Below are 14,915 nucleotides of genomic sequence, written 5' to 3' on the forward strand. Positions count from 1 at the left end.
AACGTTATTAAGGTTGTTGGTGATAGCGGTCAAAAACCTGCTTTACCGTATTCCATTGATAATCCTGCAACAGGGCGGTCAGCTTGGCTTCCATTTTCCCCAGATTGACATAGTGGCGGAATTTGGACTTTGCGCTGGCATCCCGGATCCGGGGTTGTCCCGGATCAATTTCCCAAGGGTGGAAATAAAACATGTAAGGCGAGCTGCTGCTGTTAAGATAGCGATTAATCAAACGTTTACTCAGCCAATAGGGCAGCAACCTGAAATACCCACCACCGGCGACCGGTAACTGTTTGCCTGCCAGATTCAGGATTGGCATCGGACATTCCCAAATCCCTTCTGGCCGCATATAGGGTTGTTGCGGCCAATCCGGAGTTCCATATAAATCATGTTTTACCGGGTAAGTACTGGAGCTGTAGAGGTAACCTGCAGCTTTGAGTTCTGCAAAAGCCCACTCATTGGTCTTATCGATAGAAAAACTAGGCGCCCGGTAACCGAACACAGCGGCACCGGTGATATCTTCCAGTAACTTTTTTGTGTCGGTAACATCAGCTGCGAATTCACTGCGGCTTTGCTGCGTTGCTTTGGTATGGTTGTAACCGTGACTGGCCACTTCATGGCCCGCCTCGTGGATAGCTCTGACCAACTGTGGGTAGCGCTCGGCTACCCAACCCAGCAAAAAGAATGTCGCCTGCGCTTGCTGCTCAGCAAACATTTCCAATAGGCGATAAGTATTTTGTTCAACCCGTACTGGCATCTTAGGCCAGTCACTACTTTTAATATTGTTCTCAAAGGCGGCAACGTGGAAATAGTCCTCAACGTCTACCGTAAGAGCACTCATAGTCTGTGACAACGATTTAGTCACGATTAGCGCCCTTTTCCAAAAATTACGATTTCGACAGTTCGGATTAAAATAGTCAGATCGAGCAACAAACTGCGGTGCTTGATGTAATACAAATCAAACTTTAGCTTCTCCAGTGCATCCTCGGCAGTAGAGCCATAGGGATACTTAAGCTGTGCCCAGCCGGTTAAACCCGGACGGACATTATGGCGCTGTGCATAGTAGGGGATATCTTTAGCCAGTTGGCTGACAAATTCCGGACGTTCCGGCCTCGGGCCAACAAATCCCATTTCGCCTTTAAGCACATTAAACAGCTGTGGTAACTCGTCAATGCGGTACTTGCGGATCACCCGTCCTACCCTCGTTACCCGGTCATCATTAGTACTGGCCCATTGGGCGCCATTTTTCTCGGCATCAACCCGCATACTGCGGAATTTAATAATTTGAAACGGCTGGCCGTCAAAGCCAACCCGGGTTTGCCGGTATAGGATCGGTGCACCGGTTCGCCGACCGTCTTCCAGGTAGATGAGCAGGGCGGTAATCAGCATGATAGGCCAAGCCAGTACCAGTGTGATTAATGCCAGTAGTGCATTAAGCCGGTAATCCAGATTCGTTTTGAAGCGCTGGCTTCGGGCCAAGCCATTTGAATAAATGACCCAGCTGGGATAGATAAGATTTACTGCGATTTGACCCGTTTCACTCTCGATGAAATCCAGGATGTCAGTGACGTCAATGCCGCGAGTTTTACATTTGAATAACAGATCAACCGGCAACATATTGCGTCGCTCATCACAAGCAATCACCAGTTGATGAATGTCATTGCGCTCTGCGTAATCAAATAAATTTTGTAAGTAGTCAATTTCCAGTAGTTTATCTTCTGGTATAAAGCCGGGTTTATCGCCTTCAATTTTGACAAAACCAACCAGGTTAAAATAACGACGATCAACAGTGCGGCGCATCCGGCGCTCGATAATGGCAGCTCGTTCACCTGCGCCCAACACTAACACATTGCGGCGGCTTAATTGCGATAAATCATGATATTGAAACAGAGCTCTGAATGCAGCAACAAATACCACAGCTAACAGACAGCTGAATAATAAAGTGAACACGCCGGGGCTGAGCGAACTGAATAGGTTAAAGACTATGACTTCAAGTAACAAAAAGTTAAAACACTGCGTCAGCAGTACCCGCTTTAACACTCCTGAATGTGACTCGCGTAGTTTTTGGTCGTACAATCCAAGCGACAATGAGCACAGCATGGTGCCACAGATGAAAATAACGGTAAATACCAGTTGCCATTCAAGCGTGAGTGGGTCTACCAACGCTGATAGCTCGGCAAGGTTGTAACCTAGGTGGCAGGCGAGAATAATGAGACTAAGCTCACCGAAGATCAAAATCTTATCTGAGACTTTGGAACGGTGACTCCTTGCGTTGAGCATAAAACTTCCTTGAACCTTAACAACCTACAGCCTGTTATATTACATCCGGCCAGCTTTTTCTGATCTAAACATACTTGACAGTTAGCTTAAGCTGCCTGATGCTTAATTTAGCTGAATTACAGCTTAATTTCTAGTCGGGAATTTAAATAAAATATATAAAAAGTGCAGCCAAACGACTATCTTTTGGTTATATTGTCTGCGCATCAGACAAAAGGATTCGTTAATGACCAATTTCACTCCGCTAAAAACCACTTTATGCCTGGCGGTAGGCGTAGCGCTTACCCTTTCCGGATGTGCTAACAATAACACGCTGCCGCGGGCAACGGTACAGAGTTCACTCACTACAACCGTTGACAATTACCAGTATTTGATTGGCCCGGCAGATACCCTAAGTATCTTTGTCTGGCGTAACCCGGAACTGTCTGGCACCTTTATTGTGCGCCCGGATGGCATGATTTCTACATCGCTGGTTGAAGATGTACCAGTCAGTGGTAAGACACCGACTCAACTGGCGCGGGATATGGAACAAATACTGGCGAAGTATATCCGAGACCCGGTGGTAACGGTTTCTGTTAACAACTTTGTCGGCCCATACAGCGAACAAGTGCGGGTGATTGGCCAAGCCACTAATCCACAGGCGGTGAATTACCGGCAATACATGACCCTGTTGGATCTGATGATTGCAGTAGGAGGCTTAACAGAATTTGCCGCTGGTAACAAAGCGAAGCTGGTTCGCACTACCAATGGTTCGCAGCGCACTTACGATATCAGACTGGATGAGTTAATCCGCGACGGTAATATTTCCGCTAATGTCGATATCTTACCTGGCGATATCATCATTATTCCTGAAGCCTGGTTCTAACGCGATCTTGTATTACGCAATTTTCGGATCTTTCAGGGAGGAGTAATGAGAGAGATTCAACAGGCGCTGGAGTTGGTCAGTACCTATTTACAGGGTATATGGCTACGGCGCCGTTATTTTATTATTACAGCCTGGTTGGTATGCCCAGCAGGCTGGCTATATGTTTACAAAATGCCACCCACCTATCAAGCAAACGCGCGCTTGTATGTTGAAAGCAGTACTTTCCTTGAACCGATACTGCGGGGCCTGACAATTAATACCAGTCAGCGCGACGAAATTAATCTGATGGCACGAACTTTACTCAGCCGCACAAATTTGCAAAAAATTGCCCGTCAGGCCGATTTGGATCTGCAGACCCGAACCGATAAAGAATTTGAGCTAATCATTGATAAGTTACAAAAAGAGATAAAGGTGTCGGGTACCAGTCGTGAGAATATTTACTCGATTACCTACAGCAACCCTCAGCCGCAAGTGGCATTAAAGGTAGTGCAGGAAACGCTGAATACCTTTATGGAAAACCGTATTGGTTCCAGTCGCGCAGATTCACAAGCGGCGCAGGAGTTTTTGGATCGCGAAATTGCTGATTATGAGCGACGTTTAGCTGAAGCTGAACATAAGCTTTCGGAATTCAAAAAGCAGCGGATGAATATCCTGCCTGGTTCAGAATCAAATTATTACAGTCAGTTAGCGGCAGAGCAGCAACGCCTGGAAAGTGCCCGGCTTGAGTTGGCAGAATTGGAAACCCGTCTGGCGGCTGCCAGAGGCCAGTTGTCTGGTATTAACCCTGCTGAGGGCGGTTCTACCAGTATCACCACTCAGTTTGATGAAAGGATTAGACAACTCCAATCTCAGCTGGATACCGCATTAATCCGCTTTACTGATAATCATCCTGATGTACTAGAGATCCGTCGTCTGTTGGATAGTCTGGTTAAACAAAGGGAAGATGAATTAGCAGCCTTGGCAAATGCAGCATCTGGTAGCAACAACTCAGGCTTTGTGGCTACTCAGAACTCCCTTTACCATGAGTTGCAACTTAATGTCGCAAGGCTTGAAACTGAAGTGGCTTCTAACCGGGTTCGTGTGCAAGCTTTTGCTAATCGTGTGCGGGAGCTGCAAGGCCGGATGAATCTGATTCCGGAAATCGAAGCCGAGTTTAGTGGTTTGAACCGTGATTACAATGTAACGCGTTCTAAATATGAAGCTTTACTATCACGTCGTGAAGCATCCGAATTAGCCCGTCGTGCGGACGCCTCAGAGCAAGATGTGCAGTTTAGAATTATCGAACCGCCGCGCGTTCCTTTTGAGCCGTCCGGGCCAAACCGGCGTTTGCTATATTCAATGGTACTGTTGATTGGCTTGGGCGCGGGTGTGGCTATCGCTTTCTTGCGTAGTCTGATATCGCCTGTGTTGAGTAGGGCGTCACAGCTTACGGCTATCAGCGATTATCCAGTGTTTGGTGTGATTTCTCATACCAACAAGGCAAAGATTTTACGCCAAGTCAGGCTGCATTTTGTATATTTCACTGCGCTAACGGCGTCCCTGCTAATGTTCTATCTGATACTGATGAGTAACGATTTAATTTTCGGCCGCTCAGCCGAGCTGTTGATGAGGATGGTGCGGTGAGTATTATCGAGAAAGCGCTGGCACGCCGTGCCGACCAGCAAGGCAATCAACCTAGATCAAAAACTGATCCTATTGTTGATGAGATAAACCATGCCGATGATCCTTTGTTGACAACGGTCAGTGGCCGGCATCAGGTTGAGTTAGATCTGAAACAGCTTGAACAACAAGGTTTTGTTTCGCTTAGTACTCAGCGTCGCTTAATCAACGAGGAGTATCGGGTAATTAAGCGTAAGTTGATTAATAATGCCTTTGGTCCGCTGGCTGAAACCTTGCATCACCCTAATTTGATCCTGGTATCTAGTTCACGGCCAGGGGAAGGTAAGACGTTTTCGTCGATTAACCTGGCGCTAAGCATTGCCTTAGAACAGGATAAAACGGTCTTGTTAGTCGATGCTGACGTGCTGCGACCGAAGATCGCTAAAACTCTCAATGTACAGCATGAAGTGGGCTTAACAGACTATTTGCTTTCGAGTGAGATTAGCGTATCGGACATTTTACTGAATACCAATGTGCCCCGATTGAAATTAGTCACCGCTGGCACACCGCATCATCTTTCTACCGAGTTACTGGCAAGTGATCGCATGCTAAAGCTGGCTGCTGAGTTCGCCAACCGCTATGCCGATCGTATCGTGATTTTTGATGCGCCGCCTTTGCTAGGGGTTAACGAAACTTCTGTTATGGCTAGTATGTGCGGCCAGGGGGTGTTAGTGGTGGAAGAAAATAGGACCCGATTAAATGAGATTGAGCAATCAGTCGCGTTGCTACCTAGTGAGATGGCAGTAGGTTTTCTGATCAATAAAGCGCATCGTAATCAGGGAAAAGGATACGGCTATGGATATTACTATGGCGCCGAATAACGGCCGCAAATTGCGCACCAAGCTTGCTTACTGCGCCAGTTTGGTTACCCTGGCTTGTACTGCTGCAACCCTACCAGCGAGCGCTGCCCAATCAAAATTGAGCCCTGAGATCCGCACTGCTTTTTATGGCTATCAGCTGAATTTACCAGAACAAGCGGATAAAGATAAAGGCGCCGCCTGGGAGTTAGAACCCTCTATTAGCTGGACTCGGCAGTCAGCGGGTATGCAAACCCGGTTTAGCTGGCAGCACAATACCGTGCTTTATAAAGACGAGCAACGTGACGATCGTCACTTTAATGACCTCTCACTTGCCAATCGCATGACGTTCCTGCGTGACCGTATTAGTTGGGATCTCAATGCCAGTCAAAGTTATCAGCTGCGCAATAGCCGGCTCGGTATTTTCTCTGACAAAATTACTGGCGGCGAAAATTTAAGTCGGGTACAGCGTTATGGTAGTGGTCTAAGTTATCGCAGTTTAACCAGTTCACCTTATCGGATTGAAGCAGCGTTAAATTATGGTACTACTGATAGCCAGAGCCCATTAATTGATGATGGTTTATTTGAATATAAAACGGATGCTTACAGCGGTAGCTGGTTATTAGGTACCAGTCAGCGCGCGTTAAATTTCTTTTGGCAATATAATGGCCAATTGCAGGAAATCGAGCGCAGCAGCGGGCCTGATGTGTCGATACGTAATCATGGGTTGGTTGTTGGTGTACCTTTTGCGCCCAATTTTTCTGTGATTGGTCGTGCAGGAGCTGAACGTGTAGATAACGGCAGTGCCGTTGACAATAAATTTGATTACTTTGGGGCGGGTGTTGAATATCGCTTTGGTGCGCGCTCACGTGTCAACGTCACGATGAACCGCAGTGATTCCAGCGTTTTTGGCGTGGAAAAAGATACCGATACCTATATTGCATCGGAGTTTGTAATAGCGCCAACCCGCCGCACCAGTTTAGAAGGTAATTTTGACCGGCGCTATTTCGGGCGTACTACAAGTTTACAAGGGCGCTATGATTTAAGGTTCTTATCCATGCGTTTACGGATGAGTGATAATATCCGTACTCAAAACCAGTTTGACCGCGAACAGGAAGAGTTGGGAATTTTTGTCTGTCCTGATACTGCGGCAAATTTTAATGATTGTTACCGGCCACCCACCAATCAGTATGTGCCGGTATTTGGTGAGTCATTACAAGAGTTGTCAATCATTAATGCGGAATTGCGCGAAGAGTTGGTACAAACCCGTAATATTGGTTTCAGTCTCGGTTACAGCAAAAATCGCCTGAACCTGAATTTGACACTCAGTTCCCGTAAAACTGACTATCTGGAAACAAACGAATTTAACCGCAGCAATAATATCAGTTTGGACAGCAGTTGGCGTTTAGATCAACTCAACCGGCTGACCGCAGCCATAAATTATTACGATATCGATTATCGTAACGAAGTCCGGCAAGATAAAAACCTCTCATTGTCGATTGGTTATATCCGTACGCTCGGTGAGCGCTCTGACTTGCGCTTAACAGCGCGGCGTCTGAACCGAAATTCCACGTTGGAACAGTTCGATAACAGCGAAAACCGTGTTTGGTTAGAATATAAATACCGTTTCTAGTAAGAGTCTAGACGGTTTTGAAGCAGAGAACGCCGGAGGCATTAAAACCTCCGGCGTTTTTCTATTCAGATTTAGTACTTTGCTGGCGTTGTAGGATCAACTCGTCCAGTTCTTTTAACAGCCTGATCTTTTGTTCCAGCGTTTCGGTTAAAAGTTGTTGTACCGGTTGAGACTGAGCCACGGTTTGCTCAGAGATCGTGGGTTGGGGGGGGGCTGCTACCGGTGCTACAGGTGTTGGTGCTGTCGCTACCTGATGTGCGACCTCGCCACTGATTTCTTCAATGACTTTCGCTGCGTGCTCTGCGGTCAGTTCGGTTAGCTGCTCCAAAAAACCCAGCAGCAGCATACGGTCCATCAATAGGTTGATTTTGCGCGGAACGCCCCTGCTAAAGCGCTGCACCAGTGGATAGACATCGGGTGATACCAAGGTGCGTTGCATACCCGCAGCTTGAAGCCTGAACTCGATATATTCGCGGGTTTCCTCTTCTAACAAAGGTGTCAGATTAGATGAGGCAATGATCCTTTGTCTGAACTGTTCCATGTTCGGCGCCTGAATTATCGCATTCAGTTCATTTTGACCCAGTAAAAAGCTTTGTAGTAGCGGAGCCCCGTTTACCTGAAAATTAGACAGCATTCTCAGCTCTTCAATGGACTCCAGTGGCAGGTTTTGCGCTTCGTCTACTAACAGCAAGGCGCGTCTTTGTTGGGTGTGTAAACGCTTTAAATACAGGTAAATCGCATCCAGGTAACTGGCTTTACTATGTTCAGTCACCACCAGATTAAAGGTGCTGGCGATCATTCGGATCAGATCATCCGGTGCCAGTTTCGAAGTCACGATCTGCCGGGCGACTATTTCATCAGGACTTAACTGAGCTAACAGTTGATTGGCGATGGTGGTCTTGCCGGTACCGACATCGCCGGTAATCACAATAAAACCTTCGCCCTGGGATAAACCATATTGCAAATAGGCGAGGGCTTTTTTATGTAACTTGCCGGCATAAAAGCAACTGGCACTGGGGGTTAGCTGGAAAGGGCGCTCAGAGAACCCATAATACGACTCGTACATATCACTCCTTTAGTCAACACCAAAGCGTCCTGTTTCGGGATCAAATGAATACCTAATGCTACGCCAAGCCGCGCTATTTAACCACTTTTTTGCTGCAGAGTCTAAATTTTACCCGAACAATCCAGCCCTTATAAAAAATTGTTGACAGGGATCTGCGGTCAACCTAGAATGCGCCCCGTGTTCAGCGATAACGCTTGCGTGTCGATGAGTGCAGAAAAGTGTGGGGCTATAGCTCAGCTGGGAGAGCGCTTGCATGGCATGCAAGAGGTCAGCGGTTCGATCCCGCTTAGCTCCACCAAGATTTTATTGCGTCCCCTTCGTCTAGAGGCCTAGGACACCGCCCTTTCACGGCGGTAACAGGGGTTCGAATCCCCTAGGGGACGCCACTAAATCTACACACTTTTCATGACTGTTACAGCGTCCCCTTCGTCTAGAGGCCTAGGACACCGCCCTTTCACGGCGGTAACAGGGGTTCGAATCCCCTAGGGGACGCCACTTCAGTCACACCAGCACACTGTTATGTCCCCTTCGTCTAGAGGCCTAGGACACCGCCCTTTCACGGCGGTAACAGGGGTTCGAATCCCCTAGGGGACGCCACTTCTTCACAAGTGGTATTTTCCTGGACTAACAGTTCCAACCCAATTTGGGGCTATAGCTCAGCTGGGAGAGCGCTTGCATGGCATGCAAGAGGTCAGCGGTTCGATCCCGCTTAGCTCCACCAATTTCCAGTGCGTCCCCTTCGTCTAGAGGCCTAGGACACCGCCCTTTCACGGCGGTAACAGGGGTTCGAATCCCCTAGGGGACGCCATCTATCATCTTTTCTATTATCTTTCAAGTTTATGGTATCGCCGTGAGGGCGGTGTGACACCGCGCCATCATTTTGCACGGCGGTAACAGGGGTTCGAATCCCCTAGAGCACCATATAGTTTAAAAACTAAGCAGCCATGGCCATGCTAATATGTAAATTGGTGATGGCTGCTGTGCGGTTGAGATCATATTCGTTTAATCTTAATCCAATGTATCTTGCCCTGTGTTTTTTCCGGTTACAAATAGATGCAAGTGCATGTTCTACTTTGGTTCTTTCCCTTGCTTGAGCACGACCTTCTGGTGTCTCAACGAACCTTCTTAGACCTTGTAACATCTCTTCATTGACATGTAATGTTAGTGTTTTGCCTGTTTTTGAATCTGTGCATTGTGGTTTCAACGCACATTTATCACAGCGCTCTTTACCAAATCGAATCTGAGTCGGCGTTGCACGACTAAATCCGGCACTATGCCCTGCGGGACAGACCGCACGGCGGTTAAGTAAATCTATTTCAAACTCCTTTTTACTGAACTTCCCTTTATTGGTCGACGTCCAGGGTTTAGCTATTACCTTATGACCAAGATGAAACAATTCCACTGTCCACGACGCGGCTAGATAACCACGGTCAATGCTGAGCTCCTTAACTTCTCCCACCTTTAGTACCTTAGGTTTGAGCCATTCTGCCGCTTTATGTTCCGGTTCATTAGCTGGCCGCACACAAGTGGCAAGTATCAGCTTCGTGTCTATATCAACGGCTATATGCTGTTTAAAACCATTGATTGTTCGGGAGCTGGACTTTTTACCATGTCGCATTGCTCCATCATGAAGCGATATAAGTCTGTCTTCTGCAACACCTTGCTTTATCCTGCTTCCACCATCAGGATCGGGCTCAATATTTTGAGATAGCACCGTGTCCAGCAAGGTCAAACAGGCTTGGAGCTCCTTATGCTCGGACACCAAGGGAGCCTGTGTACTAAGCCACTGCTGAAGCTGTAACACATCCTTGAGTAAGGTATTGATAGCGTTCTGTTTCTCCGCTGCAACTGACCAGTCAATGTCCAGCGCCGCTTTTATACTACTTTTCCCGACCAATTGTGTGCCGGCTTCAAGCTGGATTTGCTCTTCTGTCGTCATGCGGATCTTTGCTGCGCAACTGACCAAGAGTTCTAATGCGTGGCCCACCAGATTGAAGGTATCTTCAACACGCCCTGCGCCTTGTAATGGCGCGGAATCAAGGGCAATCCGAAGTTGTGTGTGACCAAAGCCCCCAAATTCTCTGGCGATATTCACCGTATGCTCTAATAGCACTTCATCCATATTGTGCCTGACCAGACGATGCCGGAAATCACACAATGTTCCTTGAGAAAAAGGGGCGATTTCATCATCAAGTGAGAGACAATTAAGAACCATGCGCCATCGCACATCAAACATGGCTTCAAGCGTGGCTGCCGCATCGGATTTTTGTTCATAACACTGCAGCAATGAGGCCATCGCAAGTAATGCCGCAGGCACAGGAGGTTTACCGATCGGATGGTCAGCATACAAGGTTAGCAATTGTTGCTCCATTTGAGCGTCAAAAATTCGATGGCGCTGCTCACGAAGAAACACAAATAATTTGCCGGAGTTCTTAAGTTTAGAGCAGATAAACTTCTCTTTTTTTGACAGTTCTACCGGGCAATCCCACTGACGTGATGAGGACATAATCAAATACTCTGAATGAAACAATTTGCGCATTTGATCATAGAGACGTTACAAAGTCGATCCCTGTATAATTTTTAAACTGATCGGTGTTCTAGGGGGCGCCATATTAATTTCTCGCATTAGGACACCGCGCTGTCCAATTTCCACGGCATTAACAGATGTTGGAATCCCCTAGGGGACGCCATTTTACTTTTCGCTATTTTATTTTTGCCTTCTTATCTTCTTACCATCTTGCATCACGACACCGCGCCTGCGCTGTTAAAGTGCGCCTGGATATCGGCGCACTGTTCAATTTACTCTGCTAACTGCTGCACTAAGGGCAACATCAGGTCCCGGATCAAAGGCTGTGCCTGAGCGTTCGGGTGGATGCCATCCGGCATCATCAATTCCGGTCGGATCGCGATTTCATCCATAAAAAATGGCCACAGCGGTATCTGATGTGCTGCGGCAAGTTGTGGATAAATATCGGTAAAGCGCGCAACATAGCGTGGTCCGTAGTTTGGTGGGATCCGTATTTGCATTAACAGGGGCTGGGCATTATGCTGTTTTACCAGTTCAATCATTTGTTGCAGATTATTTGCGATTAATTGTGGGTCAAATCCACGCAGGCCATCATTGCCGCCAAGCTCAATTAATACCCAGCGAGGCTGATGTTGTTGCAGTAATGCCGGTAAGCGGGCCAGACCACCACCGGTGGTTTCGCCACTGATGCTGGCGTTAACCAGTTGTACCGGACTTTTGGCGGCCAGCAGGGCAGGCCAGCCTTCATGCTCTTGCAAGCCATAGGCAGCACTTAGGCTATCTCCCATAATCAGCAGTTTATCGGCGGCAGCAGACCAACTTATTAAACAAAACAAGATAACGAAGATAATGCGCATGACGACAACACCTGAAATTCATATTAAAGCCAGTCACCTGGCTAAACGGGTCAACCTGAATGAAGGATCACTGACTATCCTGCATGATATCAGCCTGACAATCAATCGTGGGGAGTCGGTGGCCATAGTAGGGGCGTCCGGCTCCGGTAAATCGACGTTATTAAGCTTACTCGCCGGTTTAGATCTACCCACTAGCGGTGAAGTTCAATTGGCGGGGCATCCACTGCATCAACTATCAGAAGATCAACGCGCCGGGGTACGCGCCAGTCAGGTCGGTTTTGTATTTCAGTCGTTTTTACTGTTACCGGCACTAACGGCGTTGGAGAACGTCACCTTGCCTGCGGAATTAGCCGGCGATCGCCGTGCCCGCTCCCGCGGTCTGGAGTTGTTACAGTTAGTCGGGCTGAGTGAGCGGGCTGATTTTTATCCATCACAACTCTCGGGTGGCGAACAACAGCGGGTGGCTATTGCCCGGGCTTTTATTACCCGCCCGGCAATTTTATTTGCTGATGAACCGTCCGCCAATCTGGATGCAGTGACCGGCCAAAGGATCGAAGACTTGTTGTTCGAGTTAAATGAGCAGCAGGGTACCACCCTGGTATTGGTCACACATAGCGAAGCGCTGGCAAAACGCTGTCAGCGACAACTAAAAATGCAGGCCGGCCGCTTTGTCCAAGAGGAGCAATAAGATGGCGACTGCTATTGCCTGGCGTCTGTTCTGGCGCGAACTGAAACGCGGCGAACTCTGGGTTATCGCCTTTGCACTCTTTCTGGCGGTCTTCTCCGTGGTGAGTTTAAGCGGCATTACGCAAAGCGTTAAATCAGCGCTGGAGCAGCGCAGTGCCCACTTTATCGCCGCCGATCGGGTGTTAGCTTCCAGCCAGCCTTTTGACCCACGCATTATCGCTCTGGCAAAAGATACGGGCTTGGGCGTGGCGCAACAAATGCAATTTGATTCCATGCTGTTTAGTAGCAGTCAGATGCAGCTGGCAACTATCAAGGCGGTAAGTGGTGACTATCCACTGCGCGGGGAGTTGATCCTGCATCGCTCGCAAAGTGTTACGACCGGCCCTGTGGCTGAGCTAAACCCGGGCGAGCTCTATCTGGAAGCCCGCTTATTTGATTTATTGCAGGTAGCGCTGGGCGAGCAGCTGGAGCTTGGGAATAGCCGTTTAACGGTGGCGGGTGTCATTGTTAATGAGCCGGATGCGCCGCTCAGTGTGTTCGGTGGTAATCCGCGGGTGCTGATGCATTTGGCTGATGTGGCAGCCACTGAGATAGTGCAGCCCGGCAGCCGTATTGGCTATCGCTATCTGTTTGCAGGTACGAATAGTCAGCTCGAGCGGTTTCAGCAAGAGGTTAGCCCATTGCTGACGGTGCATCAACGCTGGCGGGATCGCGATGAGCAATCGGCGCTTGGCAGCGCCCTGGATCGGGCCGAGCGTTTTTTATTACTTGCCGGTTTACTGGGCATAGTGCTGGCGGCCTGTGCGGCGGCGGTTGCCGCCGGTCGTTATAGCCAGCGCCATGCTCAGGCGGTGGCCATTATTAAGGCGCTGGGAGCGACAACAGCCCAGGTACGACTGATTTACTTTAGTCATCTAATCCTGGTGGTGCTCTTTAGCCTGCTGTTAGGTTTGGGCGCTGGTCAACTGGTTTTACTGGCTGTTGAGCAGGGGATCCGTTTTTATATCGGTGATTTTAGACCAGAATTCAGTTTCCGGCCGCTATGGCTGGGGGCTCTGACCTGTATCGCTTGTGCGCTACTGTTTGCGGCCCGGCCACTGTGGCGCTTAACGGTGACACCGGCGATCCAGGTGCTAAAACAACCGCTGGCGCCGCTGACTATCGATAAGTTACAGCTGGTTACCGGTGCTGTCGCGGTTTATGGCCTGATGTGGCTGTTCGCTGCCGACTGGTTTATCAGTCTGGGCTTGTTTCTGATCTGCGCGGTCTTTGTGGCGGTACTGCTCGGTATTGCTGTGTTGATGGTGAAAGCGGCCAAACCAGTCGCCGCTGGCCAAAGTAGCGCCGGTAAGTTGGCGCTGGCCAATTTGCGGCGCCGACTGTGGGCCAATAGCTTCCAACTGATTACCTTTACGCTGGCATTATTCTTAGCTTTGTTATTGTATTTTGTACGCGCAGAGTTAATTGGCCAGTGGCAACAGCAGATCCCGCCCGGTGCACCAAACCATTTTCTGGTTAATCTGAGCGAGACGCAGCGTACTGAGCTGTCTGAATTCGCGGCCGAGCATCAGTTGCAAACTGAAACCTTTTACCCCGTAGTGCGGGGCCGGCTGGTGCAGCTGAATGAACAAGTGTTTCGCGAGGAAGCCACCAAGGATGATCGCAGCCAGCAGCGCACCGGTATCGGCCGCGAACTGAATCTGACCTGGCTGGAGCAGTTACCTCCGGCCAATAAAGTGATCGCCGGCCAGTGGTTTAGCCAGCAGGCTAAGGCAGAGGTGTCGGTAGAGTCGGAGCTGTCGGAGCGCTTGGGACTGAAACTGGGTGATACCCTGCATTTTTCCATTGGCGGCCAGCCAATCCGTGCTGAAGTGACCAGTATCCGTCAGGTCGACTGGAATAGCTTACAACCGAATTTCTATATGATTCTAAGCCCTGATCTGCTGGCCGGTTTTCCAGCTAGCTATATCACGGCGTTCTATCTGGAGCCGGAGCGCTATACCGTAATCAATCAGTTATCACGGCTGATGCCAACGGTTACCGTGATCAGTGTTGAAGCCATTATCCGTCAAGTGCAGGATATTATTGCCCAGGTCACCCTGGCGTTAAGCTTTATCCTGATTATTATTGGTTTATCGGCAATATTGGTATTGGTCGCTCAGGTGCAGGCTACGCTGGAACAACGCGAGCAGGAGCTGGCTATTTTGCGCACGCTGGGTGCCCGTTATACCTTTTTGCGCAATGCGTTGCTGCTGGAGTTCACCTTTCTCGGCGCCTTGGCGGGTATCCTGGCGACGGTGCTGGCAGAAATCTTATTATTGACCTTACAACAGCGATTGTTTGATCTGCCGTTTAGTCCGCACTATGCGCTGTGGTGGCTGGGGCCGGTGAGCGGCGCTATTCTGGTGTCATTACTGGGTTGGTGGCAATTGCGTAAATTGTTAAATATTCCCGGCGCCGTCTTGATCCGACGGGTGATTCAAAGTTGATAACAGCACGCCCGGCACAGAGCCGGGCGCTGCATATCGTTTTGGCTGTAAAGCGGTA

Annotated in this window: 11 protein-coding genes and 6 tRNA genes; 12 read left to right on the forward strand and 5 right to left on the reverse strand. The window is 48.9% G+C overall.

Features of this window, described 5'->3' with window-relative positions; genetic code table 11:
* Positions 1-7 precede the first annotated feature (7 nt).
* Together AEST_RS15130 and AEST_RS15135 are read right to left on the reverse strand one after the other, a co-directional pair.
* The gene (locus AEST_RS15130) at positions 8-841 is read right to left on the reverse strand and encodes an XrtA system polysaccharide deacetylase (RefSeq protein ID WP_008610090.1); all 834 of its coding nucleotides are present in this window, start codon (positions 839-841) and stop codon (positions 8-10) included.
* A gap of 26 nt (positions 842-867) precedes the next feature.
* Entirely contained in the window at positions 868-2,280 is a 1,413-nt protein-coding gene (locus AEST_RS15135) for a TIGR03013 family XrtA/PEP-CTERM system glycosyltransferase (protein ID WP_039925595.1), read from the reverse strand.
* 223 nt (positions 2,281-2,503) lie between these two features.
* Here AEST_RS15135 and AEST_RS15140 point away from each other — a divergent pair, with 223 nt between their 5' ends.
* From AEST_RS15140 to AEST_RS15155, 4 genes are read left to right on the forward strand one after another with little or no spacing between them, the layout of a single operon-like run.
* Positions 2,504-3,142: an XrtA/PEP-CTERM system exopolysaccharide export protein gene (locus AEST_RS15140; protein ID WP_008610092.1), complete on the forward strand. Its 639-nt coding sequence runs from the start codon at positions 2,504-2,506 to the stop codon at positions 3,140-3,142.
* 45 nt (positions 3,143-3,187) lie between these two features.
* Positions 3,188-4,765 carry an XrtA system polysaccharide chain length determinant gene (locus tag AEST_RS15145; protein ID WP_008610093.1) on the forward strand — a complete coding sequence of 526 codons (1,578 nt, stop codon included), beginning with the start codon at positions 3,188-3,190 and terminating at the stop codon, positions 4,763-4,765.
* Positions 4,762-5,622 (forward strand): XrtA-associated tyrosine autokinase, encoded by an 861-nt coding sequence (locus AEST_RS15150; RefSeq protein ID WP_008610094.1) that lies wholly within the window; start codon positions 4,762-4,764, stop codon positions 5,620-5,622. Before AEST_RS15145 ends, AEST_RS15150 begins: the two co-directional genes overlap by 4 nt.
* On the forward strand, positions 5,597-7,231 hold the full coding sequence (locus tag AEST_RS15155; protein WP_008610095.1) for a TIGR03016 family PEP-CTERM system-associated outer membrane protein: 1,635 nt from the start codon (positions 5,597-5,599) through the stop codon (positions 7,229-7,231). The genes AEST_RS15150 and AEST_RS15155 overlap by 26 nt, the downstream gene beginning before the upstream one ends.
* Before the next feature lie 61 nt (positions 7,232-7,292).
* On the opposite strand, the gene AEST_RS15160 is transcribed toward AEST_RS15155, so the two are convergent.
* Positions 7,293-8,297 (reverse strand): ExeA family protein, encoded by a 1,005-nt coding sequence (locus AEST_RS15160; RefSeq protein ID WP_008610096.1) that lies wholly within the window; start codon positions 8,295-8,297, stop codon positions 7,293-7,295.
* 222 nt (positions 8,298-8,519) lie between these two features.
* On the opposite strand from AEST_RS15160, the gene AEST_RS15165 reads away from it, so the two are divergent.
* The 6 genes from AEST_RS15165 (at position 8,520) to AEST_RS15190 (ending at position 9,105) form a co-directional block, all read left to right on the forward strand.
* Positions 8,520-8,595, forward strand: a tRNA-Ala gene (locus AEST_RS15165).
* Positions 8,596-8,607: 12 nt separating this feature from the next.
* Positions 8,608-8,683: transfer RNA gene (locus tag AEST_RS15170), tRNA-Glu, on the forward strand.
* A gap of 33 nt (positions 8,684-8,716) precedes the next feature.
* Positions 8,717-8,792 (forward strand) — tRNA-Glu (locus AEST_RS15175).
* A gap of 26 nt (positions 8,793-8,818) precedes the next feature.
* Positions 8,819-8,894, forward strand: a tRNA-Glu gene (locus tag AEST_RS15180).
* Positions 8,895-8,942: 48 nt separating this feature from the next.
* Positions 8,943-9,018: transfer RNA gene (locus AEST_RS15185), tRNA-Ala, on the forward strand.
* Between the two features lie 11 nt (positions 9,019-9,029).
* A tRNA-Glu gene (locus AEST_RS15190) sits at positions 9,030-9,105 on the forward strand.
* A 126-nt stretch (positions 9,106-9,231) separates the two neighbouring features.
* Here the strand turns inward: AEST_RS15190 and AEST_RS15195 are convergent.
* Entirely contained in the window at positions 9,232-10,803 is a 1,572-nt protein-coding gene (locus tag AEST_RS15195; protein ID WP_039925223.1) for a transposase, read from the reverse strand.
* A 293-nt stretch (positions 10,804-11,096) separates the two neighbouring features.
* Positions 11,097-11,681 (reverse strand): arylesterase, encoded by a 585-nt coding sequence (locus tag AEST_RS15200; protein WP_008610098.1) that lies wholly within the window; start codon positions 11,679-11,681, stop codon positions 11,097-11,099.
* Between AEST_RS15200 and AEST_RS15205 the strand changes: the two genes are divergently transcribed.
* A complete protein-coding gene (locus AEST_RS15205; RefSeq protein ID WP_039925596.1) occupies positions 11,680-12,369 on the forward strand; it encodes an ABC transporter ATP-binding protein in 690 nt (229 codons plus the stop codon). The two genes, AEST_RS15200 and AEST_RS15205, sit on opposite strands and share 2 nt — an antisense overlap.
* Position 12,370: 1 nt before the next feature.
* Positions 12,371-14,857, forward strand: a complete 2,487-nt coding sequence (locus AEST_RS15210; protein WP_008610099.1) for an ABC transporter permease — start codon at positions 12,371-12,373, stop codon at positions 14,855-14,857.
* The last annotated feature ends 58 nt before the right edge of the window (positions 14,858-14,915 follow it).

The sequence above is a fragment of the Alishewanella aestuarii B11 genome (assembly GCF_000280055.1).
Lineage (GTDB): Bacteria > Pseudomonadota > Gammaproteobacteria > Enterobacterales > Alteromonadaceae > Alishewanella > Alishewanella aestuarii.

Bases quoted from the DNA above. Each gene is read 5' to 3' on its own strand.
- AEST_RS15195 (WP_039925223.1), bottom strand. From the start codon at position 10,803: ATGTCCTCATCACGTCAGTGGGATTGCCCGGTAGAACTGTCAAAAAAA.
- AEST_RS15130 (WP_008610090.1), bottom strand. From the start codon at position 841: ATGAGTGCTCTTACGGTAGACGTTGAGGACTATTTCCACGTTGCCGCC.
- AEST_RS15145 (WP_008610093.1), top strand. From the start codon at position 3,188: ATGAGAGAGATTCAACAGGCGCTGGAGTTGGTCAGTACCTATTTACAG.
- AEST_RS15200 (WP_008610098.1), bottom strand. From the start codon at position 11,681: ATGCGCATTATCTTCGTTATCTTGTTTTGTTTAATAAGTTGGTCTGCT.
- AEST_RS15210 (WP_008610099.1), top strand. From the start codon at position 12,371: ATGGCGACTGCTATTGCCTGGCGTCTGTTCTGGCGCGAACTGAAACGC.
- AEST_RS15155 (WP_008610095.1), top strand. From the start codon at position 5,597: ATGGATATTACTATGGCGCCGAATAACGGCCGCAAATTGCGCACCAAG.
- AEST_RS15205 (WP_039925596.1), top strand. From the start codon at position 11,680: ATGACGACAACACCTGAAATTCATATTAAAGCCAGTCACCTGGCTAAA.
- AEST_RS15160 (WP_008610096.1), bottom strand. From the start codon at position 8,297: ATGTACGAGTCGTATTATGGGTTCTCTGAGCGCCCTTTCCAGCTAACC.
- AEST_RS15135 (WP_039925595.1), bottom strand. From the start codon at position 2,280: ATGCTCAACGCAAGGAGTCACCGTTCCAAAGTCTCAGATAAGATTTTG.
- AEST_RS15140 (WP_008610092.1), top strand. From the start codon at position 2,504: ATGACCAATTTCACTCCGCTAAAAACCACTTTATGCCTGGCGGTAGGC.